This window comes from Bacillus sp. MMSF_3328 (assembly GCF_030733525.1).
Classification (GTDB): Bacteria; Bacillota; Bacilli; order Bacillales; family Cytobacillaceae; genus Bacillus_AB; species Bacillus_AB infantis.
In genome coordinates, this window is sequence record NZ_JASHIV010000009.1 from 157,132 (window position 1) to 174,292 (window position 17,161).

Below are 17,161 nucleotides of genomic sequence, written 5' to 3' on the forward strand. Positions count from 1 at the left end.
GCGTGTCGATTCAGCTACCATCTTATCTAAAAGAAAAAAGACCGCTCCATTATAGCGGTCAGGATTGTGTATAAGGCTTAAGCTCCTGCTGGATCATGACGCTCCAGGCGGCAAAGGCAGGATAAAGCTGTTCACGGATGATCTGCTGCTTTTTCTCCGCATTCTCGAAATTCCCTTCCAGGAGCTCCGCTTTTTCAGCCACCACATCAAACACAGCAAGCACTTTCTCAATCGAAGAATGATTCTCGAACAGCTGGCTCAGCTGCTCATTGACAGAGGCAATCTGCGGCAGGGCGTGAAAAATATCAACCAGCAGTGTATCGCCTTCTGTCTTTTCTAAATTCGTGAAGCTTTCAACTATGTATTCGAAGGCTTCTTCAACGGTATCAAGCAGATCCTGGTATTCCTTTACCAGAATATGCTGTTCTTCTTTCAGCTTTAACATGGGGTCACCTATTTTCGTTTATCGTAAAACATACCGTCCGTCGCCATGGATTGATATGGATTCACATATTTATTGTTTGATTCCTTCTTAATGGACAAGCCTTTGATATCCTTCTGGATCATCGCCTTTTCCTTCTGCAGCTGATGCGACAGCCGGATATTGAGGTCCAGCAGCTTTTTTCCCAGGAGCTTTTCCCCTTCGGAATACGGCGGCTGCAGCTCCTGCATTAGCTGGTCCCGCTCCTCAAGGGCAGCTTCAATCCAGCCGATCTTCTGATCGCGGTCGCTTCCCTGCTCCAGCCGGTCAACCAGCCCGGCCGTTAAAGCATACAGCCGCTCAACCGAACTCATTAAATCTGCCCCGCCTGGCTGAACTGCTTCTGGCGGTTCACCTGGATAACCTCTTTCCATGTATCGCGGAACTCGGTCACAAGGCCTACCACCTCATCCAGGATAGCTGTATCACTTTTCAAATTCGCCTCAATCAGCTGGCGGTTCATATAATCATAAAGTGACATCATGTTCTGCGAAACTTCCAAGTCCATATTGAGCGTCACCATCAACTCCCTGATGATGTTCTGCGCCTTCTGGATGTTTGTATTCTTCGCTTCAATATTCTCATCAGCAATCGCCTTCTTCGCCTGAGTGATGAACTTCAGGCAGCCATTATAAAGCATAAGCGTCAGCTCCCCAGGCGAAGCCGTAGTCACTGAATTCTGCTGATAAGACTTATATGGATTTTGTGTGGCCATTAAGGACACTTCCTTTCAAAACTGTATTCCCAGTGGCGGTGATTATCCTCCAAATTGCTGCATTAAATATGCCATTTGCTCGTTGGAGCGCTGGATGGCTTTTTCCATGGCGGTGAATTGGGACCAGTAGCGGTTTTCCACCTGTGTCAAACGGTCCTCAAAGCGGTCGATGCTTTTGTTGAGGCTGTCAAGCTGCTTGCCCATTGTAAACTGCTGATTGGTAGAAAAAGAGTTTCCTGCCTTCAGCTTGATTTTCTCCATTGAATTATTGACTGTATCATAGAGACGCTGAACAATTCCTTTTTGATCATTAGTTGTTCCAGAGGCATTAAATAACTTTTCAACGGAGGAAGGATCAGCCTCAATCGCTTTTTTTAGCTCTGCCTCATTAATCTCAAGCTTACCGCCTTCAAGGTAATTAGCCGTCGTTTTTATGCCAATGGCAGAAAGCTGCTTATATAGCGGATTAATTCCTTCACTGTTGACGGAAGTGTAAAAGTCCGTTCTCATTGTTGTAAGAAGGCTTGATAGTGTAGGATCCCTGCGCAGAGTTCCGCTTTTTGCCTTCTCCTCCCACTGCTCCTGCTGTTTGTCAGAAAGCTGCTCGCGCTGTTCATCAGTGAGAGGTGTATATGATTTATATTTCTCCTCGGATACCTCACTCTGTATTTTGCCGATTAATTCATTATACTTGTCGACGAACCCTTTAATATTCTCATAAATATCGTTGGTATTGTTATTAATAGCAATATCAACTGGAGCATCTGAGAAGGTTTGCTTTAAAGTGAAGGTCACTCCGCTGATATCAAAGGTGTTGGAGCTTCTTTCTGTTTTCAGACCGTTAATGGTGAAGACAGCGTTGACTCCGCCCGTTTCTGTTGCTCCGGAGAATTTAAGAACATTATCTATAAAGTTACCGGAGGTAATTATTTCATCATCTGCTGCAGGTGTTTTTGTTGTTGACTCCCCATCCAAACCATGAAAATTTCCGGTTTCCGTTCTAGTTAAAGTGATTTGGTCTGTAAAAGAATCATAAAACATCGTAACACCAGCTGTTGAGGTATTCACTTTGTTAATCACGTTATTAAGAGACTCTGAACCTTGTATATTAAAATTCTCTGTGACCAATCCTTTTGATGTATAGGATCCAACTTTAAAATTGGTATAGTTTTGCGTGTAGTTAACTTCAATGACTGACTCTTTAGGAATAGCTTCATTCATTGTGACTTTTCCATTCGTCCTGTCTAGTGTTCCTACTACTACGTCATTCTTTTTAATTTCCCACATTACTTTCCCGCTAGTTTGCTCTGTTTCATCTATAGTATAGTCATCTCCTGCAATTTTGAATGATTCAACAGAGCTTATGGACCCTTTTGAAAGAGAGAATGTTGTGAAATTTTCACCAGCAGTAATTGTGTCAATCTTATTTGTAGCTATGTAGTCTACTTTAATAGATGAGCCCTTAGTTATAGATTCTCCAAAAGTCAAATTTCCTTCTTTATCAACCAGTACTTGACCAGCCATTAACTCGGATTTATCAATGCCTGACTTTACCTCGTACGCTTTTCCATTAACCCTCACATTCATGCTAGAGAATTCTGTTTCTATGACGCTAACATTGCCTTTGAGATTTAGAGTAAAGGCTTGCCCATCTTCAGTGACATTGATACTTTTGGTTTCAACACTACCTGGCTTCCACTTAAAATTAGAACTTGGTGCAAATTCAGATATACCATCAAATAAGGATTTATTCACATCAACTTTTTTATCAGGAGAATCTGATATTCTTCCTGCATTAACTTTTGTTGCCGCAGATGCTAATTTCTCTACTTTAGATATAGAATAGGAAGCCAATGCAGCTGCACTGGTAGCTGTCGCAGTAACCCTGGCATCATTTGTGGTAGTTGTTGAACGAGCTCTATATTTTGTAGATAGTTTCATTTGTGTTAATTCTGTTCTGAAATTAAGTAAAAGAGTATTCATAGAACGGTAATCATCCCGCTGCCATTCCATTACTTGCTTCTTCTGCTTCATCTTATCTAACGGCATACGCTCAGCCTTCATTAAATCCGATACAAGCTGATCTATGTCCATTCCACTTGCCAATCCACCGATTCTAACCAAGATTGGTCACCCCGCTTTAAATCTTTTTATCAACCATCAAACCAACAAACTCAGTCATGGCTGCATACATATCAAGCATCTTTTTAGAAGGAATCTCCTTTACAACCTCATGTGTGGTGTCATCTATGATTGTTACATAATACTCATTTAACTTTTCATGAAGCTCAAATTTGAGAGAAGTGTTTGAAGGATGGAGAAATTCATTCATTCCCTCAATAATGCCATCAAGCTTCTCTCTGTTATTTTCATTCGAATAATTCTCTGTTATTTCAAGAATTTTTTGTTCTTCGTTTCCCTGCGTTTCCACTTTGTCTAAAGGTGTTGTTCTAGGTGAATAGGCGACGCTTTGTCCTGAAAGCCTCTCTATCATGGAGGATCCCCCTATTCTTGTGTTCATGTTAATTATATCGGCTGCAAGAAAAAATATTTAAGAGAAAAATTAGACTGCTAACTTCTATTGTTAATATTATGAAAGAAATCATGGTACAATAAGAACAAATGTTCCTTCCGAGGGGTGAGTAATAATGGAATTTAATAAACTCTCATTAATTCAGCAAAATATATTAGTCGCCAGTATCCTTGGCGACGGTGAAATTACTAAACTCTATAAAGGGTCCCGCAGGAAAAACAATAGCTACCGGGAGCACTATGGAACTAAACAAAAAAGAATACCGCGAATGGAAACAGGCATATTTGCCTGAGCTGCTCTATATCACTCCTAAAAGCTGCACTTTACGTTCTTCATCCCATGTACTCTTTACCGAGTTATATCCACATTTTTATGATAGCAGCGGAAATAAACAAGTGCCTCAAGCTCTTTTAAAGTATTGTCACTTGCCACATTTTCTAGCAATATTATATATGGATGACGGTACGTTGTGCATCACGAAAAGAATCAATCATAGAAAGAAAATCATTTATTTAGCGCCTTCCATTATGCTTGCTCTGCAAAACTTCACCCGTCAGCAGCTTGAAATACTTCTCCTGCACATTCAAAATCATTTTCATATGACATTCCGCTATCTAACCGTTAAAGATGGCAATAACGCAGCGCTAAAATTTACTTCTATAAAGGACACTCTTGAATTTCTCAATCTCATTTCTTATATCACAGTGAGCTGTCCCTGCATGTACTACAAAACTAATTGGGATTGGCGCTTTCAAAAAGAAAAGGGGCTGCTTGAAAAGGCTTATCCAGACTATAATATTATCGCTTCCAGCTCTGAGCGATATAAGAACTATTCTGATGAGGAGATCGAGACGTTATTAAGGATGAGAAAAGAAGGAAACACAGTAAAAGATATAGCTGGTGCCCTCGGGCGAACTTATTGGTCAGTAACCTACAAACTTAGGGAGATGCGTGCTACTGGTTTGCCCTAAGACCAGATGGCATTTCAGAAGATAGACGTAAAAAAGAGACTCTTATATGACTAGAGCCTCTCCTATATAGTTTAAGATTAACGAAGAAGTTGAAGAACTTCTTGCGGCATTTGATTGGATTGAGCCAACATTGCTTGTGCTGCTTGAGAACGAATAGAATTCTTTGTTTGATTCATCATTTCTTTCGCCATCGTGCGAACATTTACTTTCATAAATGACCAGACTATATCTTCACCCTCTTTATAAGTAGGGGTCGGGCACTTCGGATTTACAATACTGATGATATATTGTTTCTCCTACGGATTTCATCACCATAGCTCTCGCCTTAGATGGTCTATCCTAGTCGTTGAACCTTCTCCACTCTTTCGAGAAAGGAGCTTGGCTGCTGATTGCCCAATCTTTCTTCTTTTCACCCTTCACGTTTGTCGTTTCCAAGTCCGTTGTGGGGAAGAAAGCTCTAAGGGGTTTCCAGCAATTCACCCGATAATGTTCTCTAGCCGTTACCAGCTAGGACGACTGTGCTTGACACTGTTTATGCAGCAGCTAAAGCATAATCTAAGTCACGTATACGAGATTCCGCAGCTGTTAAGTTTTCTGAAGCTTGAGAGTTGTGTTTAGAGATATGTTCTAACCGATTTTGATATGCTCCAAACTTACCACGTTGAGAAGAAACTTCCTGAATTGCATAATCAATTTTAGTAATTGCATTATCTGCACTCTCTCTGGATAATACTGAAAGTTCGCCTATTCCAAGAGCATTAGTACGAACATCTGTAAGAGTAATGTCAAAGTTGTGACCATTGTTGTGTCCTGCCTGTATGGTTAAAATACCCGAAACAGGAATAGCATCGATTTCTATGAGAGGTTCCTCCCCCTGGTCAACCTCAAAAAAGAGATCAACCATGGAACTTCCAGAAATGTGTTGTATAATATCTCCATAAGTAGAGTTAGTATTACTAATAACCAACTTATTCATATTATTTGTTTCTGCATGCAAAAAAATACCATTACTCTCAAACTGTTGATTTATTTCCTCTATTATTCCCTGTTGATTGTATCTACCAGGTCTAAGTACAATGGTATTGGAAACATCATTTATTGATAAGTTAAGAGTATCATTCTCTCCGGCAACAATCATCAGACCATCAGACAAATCTGCTTCACCTATAATTTGGGCTGGATTGGCTGTAACACTGCCTTGTTTGATAATAGAAGAGTCAGTATAACTCCATCCGTTCACTATTTGTTCAAATAGTAGTGATTTTGCATTTCCTCCGAAGTTTCCAAACGTGTGAATACCATCTGACAAATAATTCGAGGCATCGGCATTTTCTAAAGCAGTTAAATACAAACCTGCTCCATTATTAAATGGACTATCCGGATTGGCATAGTATATAAAACCAGCTTTAACAGGTGCCCCTGTATTTATTAACTGTTGATTTATTTCCTCTAAAAAAGGAGAGTTTTTATTAAGATCTGACTGAGATGCTCCATAAACAGTGTAGTCTCCAGGTGTAATTATAATCGAATATGGATACGAATCAACCTCGAATGTTAAAGTATCATTAATCCCGGACTGTATAGTTATACCTGGACTTATCACTGGCAAGCCAGCTGTATTTATACCGCCAGATATACTTCCTACTATTGTGGGAATAAGATATCCTTCAGTTCGACTCCCTCCCCCTGTAATTCCTTCAATCCTATAGTTTCCTACAGGGCTGGTGAATTCTAGTTTGGTTGTATTTTGTGAAAAGGAAGCCGTGAGTGGGATATTATTTACTTTTAGTTCCGAATTCAATTCCGCTAAAAATGTGCTAGGTACATATGCACCAGGGGATATCTTCAATTGCTTAGTTTCACCATTAATACTAAATTCGAATGTATCATTTACACCTTGGAAAACAGTAAAACTCGCGGGTAGCCAATTAGGTGCTGTTACTTTCGTAGCTTTACCTAAACTTATTACGTTTTGACTTTCTGAACTCTCTGCAATCGTTTGGTTAAGAAGAGCAATACCGTTGAAATGAGTATTATTGGCCACATTATTAATCCCTTGTTTAAGCTGGTCAATCTCTGCTTGAATATACACACGATCTTGGTGAGTTAATGTATCACTTGCTGCTTCAACCGCTAGCTCTCTTATCCTCAATAGACTAGAATCTCCAATTTCAGATAGACCATTTTCTGCTGTTTGAATTAAGGAAACAGCATCTTGAATATTTTTGTCCGATTGTTCTAATCCTCTAATTTGAGCTCTCATTTTTTCTGATATTGCTAAACCTGCTGTATCATCAGAAGCTTTGTTAATTTGTAATCCTGAAGAAAGTTTTTCTAATGCTTTAATTGATTCCCTGCTACTTTTGTTTAATCTATTTCCTATGCTGAGACCTAAAATATTGTGTCTTATCCTCACATTTAATACCTCAATTTTTTAATACTATACTAACCTTATCGGTATAAACAAAAGAATATTTAGAATTTATTGGAAGTCTACAAAAAAAGAGAGACTCTAGCAAAACTAGAGGCTCTCCTAATGCTAATATTAACGAAGAAGTTGAAGAACTCCTTGTGGTTGTTGGTTGGCTTGCTTTGCCGCTATGCCTTTCGGCCATAGAATAGACTATATCTTCATCCATGAGTCCCATGGAGCTGGGCACTTCGAACAGCATTTGCTGCCCTACGAGATTCATAGTCATAGCAATTTGCCTTAGACCGTATTCCCTAGTCGTTGAACCTTCTCCAGAGTTTCCTCACAGGAGCTTGGCTGCTGATTATCCATTGTATTATCTCCATCATTTTCAAGGCCATTACGCTTACCGTTTCCAGTTACGTTGTGGCTGTTGGAGCTTTAGGAAGTTCCAGCAATTCACCCAGTTATCCTCCAGTTCGTTACCAAACTGGACGCCCTTCTTATCAGTTATCTCAAGAGTTGTAATACACCTTGAGGCATTTGATTCGATTGAGCCAACATTGCTTGTGCTGCTTGAGAAAGAATAGAATTCTTAGTTTGGTTCATCATTTCTTTCGCCATGTCAACGTCACGGATACGAGATTCCGCAGCAGTTAGGTTTTCAGAAGATGTGTTTAAGTTGTTGATTGTATGCTCTAAACGGTTTTGGAATGCACCAAGTTTAGAACGTTCTGATGATACGCTTTCAATAGCATCATTAATTGTTTTGATTGCAGCAGAAGCATTTTCATGAGTTGATACATCAAGAGCTGCTTCTTGTGTAGTGCTGCTTGTACCATCAGTTACAGTATTTGTAGCTGTGAAACCAGCTTCACCAGCTTTACCAGTGATACCTAATGCATCAGAACGCATATCATTGATATCAATTGTGAAGCTTTGGTTTTTATTAGCACCTACTTGGAATGTTGCTTTGAAGTCCTCTTGTACTCCACCATCTTTAATCTCAATATTATTACCAGCAACTCCGCCTTCTGCTGCACTTATTACTAAAACTTGAGCAGTAGTACCTGAACCAGTTCCTTGTTGAGTTACCTCAACACCATCAATATTTTTCGCAACTTGTTGTGCAATATTTTTTACAAGTTCGTCTACTTTTGCTTCATTAGTTCCAGCTGATAATGCAGTACTAATATTTACACCAATAGCATCTCCTGTGTAAGCTCCATCATTCGCATTGTAGAATTCAACTTGTTTACCGTTAATTGTTAAACCAGTTTCAACTAATTTTTTTATATTAGCATCAGTTGTGGTAGCATCTGTACCTACAAGAGAGTCAAAGTTAATTTCTTTTGTAGCTTTTACAGCTGCTGTATTAGCACCAGCAACAATATCTGTACCAGTACCAGCTGTTATCTTAGCTGCAGTTGTACCAGATGCAGCAGATATGTTTCCGGCTGCTCCTTTAAATGCGCCTGTACTTAAAGCTTCTATTTTAAAGTCATTAGTACCTGAAGCTGTTACTTTATAATTACCTTTTAATGTATCATTCTTTTCAATCATTGCATTCATTGCTTCAACAATTGCATCTCTATCCATTGCAGGTGTATTAGTTCCCTTAATACCAATTGTTGCAGTGTTAGCAGTACTTGTTGTTAGCTGAGAATCGTTTGTACCCGCTAAAGTGTTATCAGTTGCAAAAGTGATTGCTAAATCTTGACCATTTATTGTGTACTTAAATGTATCATTGTTTGCAAAAGCTGTAGCACCTACAGTATCAGTTCTACTTGCCTCTGTTGTCGTAGCATCTGTACCATTAGTTAATTTCCCAGTAACACCTGTTAAACCTGTTGATTTAAGATTTGTGTTTCCGTCGCCTTTTAAAAGACTTTGAGTATTGAACTCAGTAGTATTCCCTACACGGTTAATTTCAGAAGATAATTGGTTAATTTCTTTTTGTATTTCCTCACGGTCAACACCAACATTTGTATCGTTGGCTGCTTGAGTTGCAAGTTCACGCATACGTTGTAAAATATCATGTGTTTCGTTTAATGCACCCTCAGCTGTTTGAATCATAGAGATACCATCTTGAGAGTTTTTAGACGCTTGGTCTAAACCACGGATTTGTCCACGCATTTTTTCAGAGATTGCTAAACCAGCAGCGTCATCTCCAGCACGGTTGATACGAAGACCTGAAGATAATTTCTCCATTGATTTTGATTGAGCGCCTGAAGCACTATTCAACTGACGATAAGTATTCAAAGCAGCAATATTATGATTAATTCTCATTACTATTTTTCCTCCTTGAGTGTTTGTCCCACATCCATGTGGTTAATTTTTCAGCTGGTCTAAAGTCGGCCGCCTTTAGGTTAGCTGGTTACATAGATAATATCGGCTGGTTTAGACAATGTTTAACAAAAAATAAAAGTTTTTTAGTTTTTTTGTCTAAAGAAGGAGGTAATGCTGCCCAGCAGCTCGCTTTCTGTTTTAGTGGCGCTGCTGTTTTCCTGCTGGATGGAGAGATAAATTTCTTTTCTTTGTATCTCTACGTTCTTAGGGGCGTTGATGCCGAGTTTGACCTGGTCTCCGTCAATAGAAACAATCGTGATTTCTATGTCGTCATTCAACATAATAGATTCTTTTGTTTTCCGGGTAAGGACGAGCATTTATTTCCCCTCCTTGGTTATAAGCAGATGCCTAGTTGTGTAGGAAGTTCCATTCAGGATAACTTGCTTGCCTTGTTTTTCTTTTTGATTGATGATGACTGGTGCCTGGAGGTTGGCGGTTGTTTTTTCAAAAGGCTCCTGGACGGTTAAGATGACAAATACAGCGACGTCTTTATCAGATGAAATGGATAAGGCTTCGGTCACTTCTTCTGGCAGATCAAACTCATAGTCTGTGAAAAAACTGAAGGGATCTGTAAGGATGAAGGCTGTTTCAGCAGACTTGACCGATTGCAATACAAATAGGGGTGTATCCTCTATCGGCAGGATGCAGAATTTCTTCTCATCGATAAATCCTGGTATTCCAGTATTAAAATGAAGAACTTGTTCCTCGTTTATTTCTACTCTTCCATGAAACTTTGTTTGCAGGTTCATATTTTCACCACATTCCTTATTCATTGCTGACAAAGTCGATTGTCAGGCTGTTTTTTTCGAGTATCTCTGGTGTGACTTTTCCTGGTGTGTAATGGTGGACCGGCTTTTGGGTTTCTGCGCTGATGATTGGCTTTTGCGGTGTGGCGTTTATTTTGACCTGTGCCGGCTCATAGTGCAGCTTTACACTGAAATGGGATGGGACCCAGCCGATATTGAACTGCTTCTCCGGCCCTTCGCTGTTTGCCTTGGCCTGTCCGGGGATAGGATTGCCTCCGTTTTCAATTTTCATCAATTCACTGCCTTCTGCCGCTCTCCGCTCAAGTCCTGACAGCCAGTCCTGATAGCCGTTTTGAGCAGCCTCAGCGACTCGTACACTGAGCGACTTGAGATCCACATCTTCCCTTGCCTTTGTCTGATCAATGGTCAGCCTTCCAGGGATCGTTTCTATCTCCAGCTTAGCCTGCGGCTGTTCAATCGACTGGATCGCCTGCTGCTGCTGAATTTCCTGTACTGGCTTTTCAATATTAAGGCCTAGTCGTATAAAGGTAGATTCCAGTCTTAATTGAGGTACATTCATATGCTCTGCTCCTCTCTATGAAAAAAAGCTATCACTGGGATAGCTTTCATCTTTATCTTAAAAAGTCCATCAAGGTTGGCTGTATGATCCTTGAACCAATACTTAAAGCGGCACGATGGACGCTTTCCTGAGTGGTCATCTCCATAATCACTTTTTCCATATCCACATCTTCATTGTCAGACAGGATACGTGTTGAGAAGACTTCCTGCTGCTGGAGGCGGTCATCCATAAGTTCGATCCTGTTCTGCTTGGCTCCTATTTTTGCCCTGCCGGCAAGCATTTGATCAATATACTTATCGACCTTTTCCAGATAGCCGCCGATTTCGGGGCTGTCTGCATCCAATGCATTAATCAGTCCCTGGATGTCGCCGCTGTCTGTGAGCATATCGCCAAAGACTTCATTGCCGTTCATATTCACCTGGATCTTAATATTGGAGAAAACCTCGAGATTAATGGCCCCTTCGCCAAACTGCCCATTTCCTTCAGGCTTTACATTGGTCTGGGTGCCGTTGAAGATATATTTGCCGCCGACCTGGGTTTCCCCAATATCAATCAAGTGCTCCTTCAGCTGCTTGATTTCTTCCATGATATTTTTCTTTTGTTCGCCTTCAAGCGTGCCATTGCTCGCCTGGACAGTAAGTTCCCTGATCCTCTGAAGTGCCATGATACCCTTATCCATCGCATCATCCGTGCTGTCAATCCAGTTCTTAGCTTCACCGATATTCCGCTGGTACTGCTCGATCCTGTTCAGATCCGTCCGGTAGTTCATTGCCATCATCGCAGAAACAGGATCATCTGAAGGCTTGGTGAATTTCTTCTGGGTGGCGATCTGGTCCTGAAGTTTGCCAAGCTTTGTGTAGCTATTGCTCAGGTTGCGGAGCATATTATTGGATAGCATTGATTGCGTTACGCGCATCTGTTTTCACCTTACCTTCCGACGACGCCCATGCCGTTGATGATTTTGTCGAGCATTTCGTCCACTACAGTTATATTTCGTGCAGCTGCATTGTAGGCATGCTGGAATTTGATCATATTGGTCATTTCTTCATCGAGTGAGACGGCACTTACTGATTGCCGGCTTCTATCGACTGAGTCTGCCAGCACTATAGAGTTATTCGCATTCTTTTGGGCGCTCTGGGAATCGACGCCAAGGCGGCCGATAATTCCAGAATAGTAGGTATCGAGATTTCCAGACGTCATAGAAGCTGGGAATCCTGCGTCACCCTTTGATAGAAAGCTGCCAAATGCCTTTGTCTTTATTTGGGACAATTCATGGGCATTGTCATTATCTCCTGATCCGCCAGTGCTGGTGGCTGCTGCCGCGATCAGGCTGGAATCAGCCAGTATATCTTTGTTTACTCTGATCTGCTGGGCTGGGTTATCCCCTTGAGACGGATCAAATTCAAATAACGCTTTTCCTGGATTGCCGTTCAGGTCGAATCCTGATTCATGGATCTTATTGAATTCCATGGCAAACGCAGTGGTAAAATCATTCAGCTTCTGCAGCATATCCGGGTAGAAGCCGGCTTCATTTCCGGCACCATCCTTATAGCCGTAGCTTTTGATTAAACCTGACAGCTCACCTGAAAAGTTCATGCTAGGCAATGCTGCACCGCCGACGCGAACCTCGGTGATCAGTCCGCTGACCAGCTCAAGATCTTCATTTGCAGCATCTGTTGTGTCAATAACCTCAAGAAGGTTTGGATCCTTAAGGCCGTCCTCCTTCGTAACATCCAGCAGCACAGCAGGGGGGGAAAATGATTTCCCGTCATCTCCGACAATTTCAATCTTATAAAGTCCTTCTGAAATGTCCTTTGCATGTCCGTAGTTATCCGGTTTTACATTGGTCACTTTTATATTAACCAGCTGTGAAAGCTGATCCACATATAGATCGCGCTCATCATAAAGGTCATTTGGCAGGTATCCATTCGGCTCTACACTGGCGATCTGCTTGTTGAGCTCATTGATTTGCGAGACAAGGCCGTTGATTTCTTTTACCTTGACGCCGATTTCGCTGCCGATGTCCTGCTGGACTCTTGATAGAGAGTTATAGTAATAGTTTAAAGTGTCTGCCACCATCTGTCCGCTGGCCGCTGCTACATCACGGGCACCTGTGTTTTCCGTATGGCTGGCGATATCCTGAAGGGAATTCCAGAACTTTTCCATCGTAGCGTGAAGACCGCTCTCTGATGGCTCGTTCATGATTTCCTCCATCTTGGTGAGCGATTCGCTCATGCTGTTATAGTAGCCGACCTTATTGGCTTCGACACGATATTGGAGGTCAAGGAAACCTTCACGGATCCGCTGAACAGAGCCTGCCTCCACCCCTGTTCCCATCTGCCCCGGAATCTGCGGACGATTCATGGATGCTGCCGGGTATGGCGATGTTTGCTCAAAGTTGATGCGCTGGCGTGAAAAGCCTGGCGTGTTGGCGTTGGCGATATTGTGTCCTGTTACATATAAAGCGCTTTGCTGGGTGAACATGCCGCGGCGGGCTGTTTCAAGTCCCATAAAGGTTGAACGCATGGTGATTCCTCCGTCTCTTAGGCTTTCGAGTTAAACAGCCCTTGAGAAGGAAGCTGTTTGTTCTGCTGGCCGGCTGCAGGTCCGTAATTGATATTCTCCGGCTGCGGCCTCATCAGATTCATGGATACATTGATATACTGCAGGCTCTGGTCCAGCAGCTGCTGGTTCAGGTCATTGGCTTCTTTTATATGAAGGATGGCTTCTGCAAGCTCTTCCGTCAGACTTGCCAGTTTTTCCTGGTCCGGGAGGCTGAGAACCTCCAGGCAGTCTGATATAGTTGGAGTCGCTTTCCCCGGTACCAGGGCCGCTGCTGTTTTCTGCCTGTCATTTTCAATCCTTCTAATTGCAGCCACATGGGTCTGTTCTTCTTTTAAAATCTGGCTGAGGGCTTCAGTGTCCCCTGCCTTGATGATGCCGGTTTTCCGGGCTGACAGCTCAGAAAGACTTTTATGGAGCCTGATCAGCTTCGTCATACTCTCGAGCAATGCTTCAGCGGACATGAAGTCCCCTCCCTTCTGTTAATTCTTTGTATAATAATCAAGAAGGCTTTTCGCCACTTCTTTCGGGTTTACTTTATAGTTGCCGTTCTCGACCTGAATGCGCAGCTCCTCAACTCTTGCCTGGCGCTGCTGGTCGATTTTGGAGGTTTGCTGCATTTCCTTGGCAGCAGACGAAATCTCCACCTTATCCGCGGCTTTTTTTGCCTGGGCATTGGCAGTGTCCTGCTTGTTCTGCTGGCGTTTGTATGGGTTAATTCCTGAAGGTCCGAAATTATTAATCTTCATTGTTTTCCCTCGCTTTCGACCGAACTAGTCTTTCCTTTATTATCGGCTATATATGGGGATTTTTTAATAAAAAGAAGAAAATACTTCTTTATGCCTATATTATTTACTTGTCATTAATTGAAAAATAGGTGCCTTGCTTCTCCTTAAACGCCATCTGCTTTTTCCGCTCTTCTTCAGCCTGTAAGGTGTTTATATCCTTCCGCAGCTCTTTTGCACATTTTTGGCAGATCTTCCCTTCGCGGATATACGCTCCGCATTTATCACAAGGATAGCCAAGATTCGGGAATTGGGCCAGCTTCAGCTTGCCTGTGCGGATGAATTTCAAAATCAGCGCTTCTTCAATCCCTGTCGCATCGACAACTTGCTGCATCGTCGCGGTCCGGTTCTCTCTTTTGCGGATATATTGATAAACCGTTTCGTACTTCAGCTCCTCTTCCTTCCAGCAGTCATTGCATATATCACGGAATTGATTTTTTACAAATACCTTGTCGCATTGCGGACAATTCGCCAGTTCAGCCATGATAATTCTCTCCTAAATAGCGTATATAGTGGTCACGGTCACCCTCTTGCCAGTGTGAGAGACATGATGTTAGCCGCCCCCGCTTGTTTCAGCGGCAGGGCGGCATGCCGGAGGGTGCTTCCTGTAGTATATATATCGTCAATGAGAAGGATATTTTTAGCCTCAATTGTGGCAGAGGTGCTTATTTGAAAGATTTCGCTGAGATGGATTCTTTCTTCGCGGGATTTTTTGGACTGCTTTTCGGTATGAATTCTATTGAGAAGATGGGATGGTGCTAGGCCTGCGGTGATGATGAGGGCTTCGGCCTGGTTGAAGCCGCGCTCGTATAGGCGCTCGGTGCTGAGCGGTATGGGAATGATGAAATCGGGCTTGAGGGTTTCTATATTTCTTCTTATCTCCTGTTTGAACACTTTGGCCAGGATGTAGTCTCCTCTGTATTTAAAGCGGGCAATCAGCTCCTGTAGATAGTCATTGTAGGTGTACAGAGAGATATTTCTATTGAGGATGCCTTCCCATTTGGGGTCTTTTTCCCAGCGGATGCAGTCATAGCAGCAGTCGTTTTCAATGAACTGTGGATTTAGCCCCTGCAGCTGCCTCCCGCAGATATGGCATAGCGCTCCCTTTATCTCTTCGAAGCTTTCTTCACACTCCCTGCATATTACCTTCTCCTCCGTTCGTGTAAACAGCTCCTGCCACCCAATCTCTGCATCAATCTCTTTTTGGCAGATCAGGCAATGATTAGCTTGAAAAAGATTCATACAAGATTAGCCCCCTTCGTTTCGCTTCCCTGTTCATTCCTGTAATCTGGTTTCTCGCTTTGATCATTTCTTCTGTTTTGCCGAAGTGGAAAAAGTTGATGGTGCCGCTCGGGTAATCTGCACTTCTGCCGACGCGGCCGGAAATTTGGACAAGGGCGCTTTCGGTGAATACGTGGTGCTCAGCGCCAATGACAGCTACGTCAATATTCGGGAACGTTACGCCTCTTTCCAGGATGGTTGTGGTCAAGAGGATATGTGTTTCTTTGTTGCGCATTTTTTGGACATTGGCTTTGCGGTCGGGGTCTTCAGCATGGACAGAGTTTGTGTGTGGGCAGAGCTTTTGTATTAGCGGGAGGGCTGCTTCCATGATGTCGATGCGGGGGAAGAACAGGAGGATCTGCTTGGAGTTTTGGACGCGGTGGTTGATCCAGCTGATGAGCGGATTGGGGAGTTTGCTTTTCTTTAAAAGCTTCTCCCAATTTCCGCACCAGCGGTATTCCGGGACCGGCAGCGGATGTCGGTGGTAGCGTGCTGGAATGGTAACGTAGTCCCTTTTACCGGAGGAGCAGTCTCTCTGCCATTTTTGGTTGGGTGTGGCGGTTAGATAGATCATGGAGGACTCAGGCTTTCTTGCCTGCTGGACCGCAAATTGAAGGGGCGTGTCAACTGAATAGGGAAAAGCGTCGACTTCATCCAGGATGACAGTGTCGAATGCCTGGTAAAAGCGGAACAGCTGGTGGGTGGTGGCGATGGTGAGCGGGGCATAGAGATGGCGGTCTTCGCTGCCTCCGTAGAGGGAAGCTACCGTTATTCCTGGGAATACCTTTTTCAGGCGCGGAGTGAGTTCAAGGACTACATCGGTCCGCGGTGTGGCGAGGCAGACTCTTTTTCCGGATTGGAGGGCATGGTTTATGCCTGCGAAAAGGACTTCGGTTTTTCCAGCACCGCATACGGCCCAGACCAGGAGTTCTTTGTTTTGATGGATAGCTTGTGCTGTGCGGTCGGAGGCAGTCTGCTGGCCGTCGGAAAGATTGCCTGTCCACTCTAGGTAGGTTTTTGACTGGGGCTGCGGTGGTTCTGGACCTTGCCAGCTGACGAGCGGGGTGCAGGAGCTGATCCGGCCCATCATGATGCAGCTCCGGCAGTAGAGGCAGTCTTCACCGCATCTGGCGCAGGGGAATTTTGCTATAAGGTGAGTTTGAGTGTTGCCGCAGCGGGCACATTGGGGCTTTATGCCGGTGAGGAGGATGCCCGGGCGGTAGAGGATGTGGCCGTTTTGGTAATGCTGGTCGATTTCTTGTGCTGTGAAAGGGAGTTCGTCTGTAAGGAGCTGCTTGCCGGTGAGCATTTCGGCCAGTTGTTTGTCCGGATTGAAGGCTGGATTGAGCGGAACTGTAGGAATTTCTGCTATTTTGGAGATTTGGGTGCCATTTTGGTCCTGGATGAGGCGTCCTTCTTGGATTTTGAACTTCAAAACTAATCATCCTTTCCTGGTTATTTGCGGGATTTTGGATATATTTGCGAGTTTTGAGTTTTATTTGCGACTTTTTCATTATATTTGCAAGTCTTAGCCATTTATTTGCGACTTTCCCGATATATTTGCGACCCCGCCCTTGGGCAGCCTTCCCCGCGAGATGCCGCATCCCCCCTTATTAGCAACTTCTCAGATTTATTAGCAACTTTTCTCTTTTATTAGCAACTTTCCCCATATATTAGCAACTTTCCATTTTTATTAGCATCTTCCACCATATATTAGCAACTCACCCCCCCTTCCACAATCTCCCCTA

The 17,161-nt window shown here is 43.1% G+C and carries 18 protein-coding genes and 2 pseudogenes; 1 reads left to right on the forward strand and 19 read right to left on the reverse strand.

The annotated features are described in order from the left end of the window. Window positions 1–58: 58 nt before the first annotated feature. Genes RBB45_RS15950 through flaG form a run of 5 tightly spaced genes read right to left on the reverse strand, consistent with a single transcriptional unit; the run spans window position 59 to window position 3,690 of the window. Complete coding sequence (locus RBB45_RS15950; protein ID WP_129613333.1) at window positions 59–445, reverse strand: DUF8042 domain-containing protein; 387 nt, start codon at window positions 443–445, stop codon at window positions 59–61. Window positions 446–453: 8 nt separating this feature from the next. Continuing rightward, window positions 454–795 carry a flagellar protein FliT gene (gene fliT, locus RBB45_RS15955; protein ID WP_306009927.1) on the reverse strand — a complete coding sequence of 114 codons (342 nt, stop codon included), beginning with the start codon at window positions 793–795 and terminating at the stop codon, window positions 454–456. Beyond that, entirely contained in the window at window positions 795–1,196 is a 402-nt protein-coding gene (fliS, locus tag RBB45_RS15960; RefSeq protein ID WP_306009928.1) for a flagellar export chaperone FliS, read from the reverse strand. Before fliS ends, fliT begins: the two co-directional genes overlap by 1 nt. A gap of 42 nt (window positions 1,197–1,238) precedes the next feature. After that, window positions 1,239–3,320 (reverse strand): flagellar filament capping protein FliD, encoded by a 2,082-nt coding sequence (gene fliD / locus RBB45_RS15965; RefSeq protein WP_306009929.1) that lies wholly within the window; start codon window positions 3,318–3,320, stop codon window positions 1,239–1,241. Window positions 3,321–3,336: 16 nt separating this feature from the next. Further along, on the reverse strand, window positions 3,337–3,690 hold the full coding sequence (gene flaG / locus RBB45_RS15970) for a flagellar protein FlaG (protein WP_306009930.1): 354 nt from the start codon (window positions 3,688–3,690) through the stop codon (window positions 3,337–3,339). Window positions 3,691–3,968: 278 nt separating this feature from the next. On the opposite strand from flaG, the gene RBB45_RS15975 reads away from it, so the two are divergent. After that, window positions 3,969–4,700, forward strand: a complete 732-nt coding sequence (locus RBB45_RS15975; protein ID WP_306009931.1) for a DNA endonuclease — start codon at window positions 3,969–3,971, stop codon at window positions 4,698–4,700. 77 nt (window positions 4,701–4,777) lie between these two features. On the opposite strand, the pseudogene RBB45_RS15980 reads toward RBB45_RS15975, so the two are convergent. From RBB45_RS15980 to RBB45_RS16040, 14 genes and pseudogenes are all read right to left on the reverse strand, one after another. After that, window positions 4,778–4,891: pseudogene (locus RBB45_RS15980) on the reverse strand (flagellin); the annotation flags it as partial. A 341-nt stretch (window positions 4,892–5,232) separates the two neighbouring features. After that, entirely contained in the window at window positions 5,233–7,116 is a 1,884-nt protein-coding gene (locus RBB45_RS15985) for a flagellin N-terminal helical domain-containing protein (RefSeq protein WP_306009932.1), read from the reverse strand. A gap of 504 nt (window positions 7,117–7,620) precedes the next feature. Next, complete coding sequence (locus RBB45_RS26420; protein ID WP_483861647.1) at window positions 7,621–8,709, reverse strand: flagellin; 1,089 nt, start codon at window positions 8,707–8,709, stop codon at window positions 7,621–7,623. Window positions 8,710–9,045: 336 nt separating this feature from the next. Beyond that, window positions 9,046–9,399 (reverse strand): annotated as a pseudogene (locus RBB45_RS26345) (flagellin N-terminal helical domain-containing protein); the annotation flags it as partial. 143 nt (window positions 9,400–9,542) lie between these two features. Continuing rightward, complete coding sequence (csrA, locus tag RBB45_RS15995) at window positions 9,543–9,776, reverse strand: carbon storage regulator CsrA (protein ID WP_306009934.1); 234 nt, start codon at window positions 9,774–9,776, stop codon at window positions 9,543–9,545. After that, entirely contained in the window at window positions 9,777–10,208 is a 432-nt protein-coding gene (fliW, locus tag RBB45_RS16000; protein ID WP_306009935.1) for a flagellar assembly protein FliW, read from the reverse strand. 16 nt (window positions 10,209–10,224) lie between these two features. Continuing rightward, window positions 10,225–10,785: a DUF6470 family protein gene (locus RBB45_RS16005; protein ID WP_306009936.1), complete on the reverse strand. Its 561-nt coding sequence runs from the start codon at window positions 10,783–10,785 to the stop codon at window positions 10,225–10,227. 52 nt (window positions 10,786–10,837) lie between these two features. Further along, window positions 10,838–11,701 carry a flagellar hook-associated protein FlgL gene (gene flgL, locus RBB45_RS16010; RefSeq protein ID WP_306009937.1) on the reverse strand — a complete coding sequence of 288 codons (864 nt, stop codon included), beginning with the start codon at window positions 11,699–11,701 and terminating at the stop codon, window positions 10,838–10,840. 11 nt (window positions 11,702–11,712) lie between these two features. After that, on the reverse strand, window positions 11,713–13,311 hold the full coding sequence (flgK, locus tag RBB45_RS16015) for a flagellar hook-associated protein FlgK (protein ID WP_306009938.1): 1,599 nt from the start codon (window positions 13,309–13,311) through the stop codon (window positions 11,713–11,715). A 17-nt stretch (window positions 13,312–13,328) separates the two neighbouring features. Then, the gene (locus tag RBB45_RS16020; protein ID WP_306009939.1) at window positions 13,329–13,811 is read right to left on the reverse strand and encodes a flagellar protein FlgN; all 483 of its coding nucleotides are present in this window, start codon (window positions 13,809–13,811) and stop codon (window positions 13,329–13,331) included. An 18-nt stretch (window positions 13,812–13,829) separates the two neighbouring features. Continuing rightward, window positions 13,830–14,096 carry a flagellar biosynthesis anti-sigma factor FlgM gene (flgM, locus tag RBB45_RS16025; RefSeq protein ID WP_306009940.1) on the reverse strand — a complete coding sequence of 89 codons (267 nt, stop codon included), beginning with the start codon at window positions 14,094–14,096 and terminating at the stop codon, window positions 13,830–13,832. A 103-nt stretch (window positions 14,097–14,199) separates the two neighbouring features. Next, complete coding sequence (locus RBB45_RS16030) at window positions 14,200–14,616, reverse strand: TIGR03826 family flagellar region protein (RefSeq protein ID WP_306009941.1); 417 nt, start codon at window positions 14,614–14,616, stop codon at window positions 14,200–14,202. Window positions 14,617–14,654: 38 nt separating this feature from the next. Continuing rightward, entirely contained in the window at window positions 14,655–15,374 is a 720-nt protein-coding gene (locus RBB45_RS16035; protein WP_306009942.1) for a ComFC family protein, read from the reverse strand. After that, window positions 15,355–16,848, reverse strand: a complete 1,494-nt coding sequence (locus RBB45_RS16040; protein ID WP_371931601.1) for an ATP-dependent helicase ComFA — start codon at window positions 16,846–16,848, stop codon at window positions 15,355–15,357. Before RBB45_RS16040 ends, RBB45_RS16035 begins: the two co-directional genes overlap by 20 nt. Window positions 16,849–17,161: the final 313 nt, after the last annotated feature.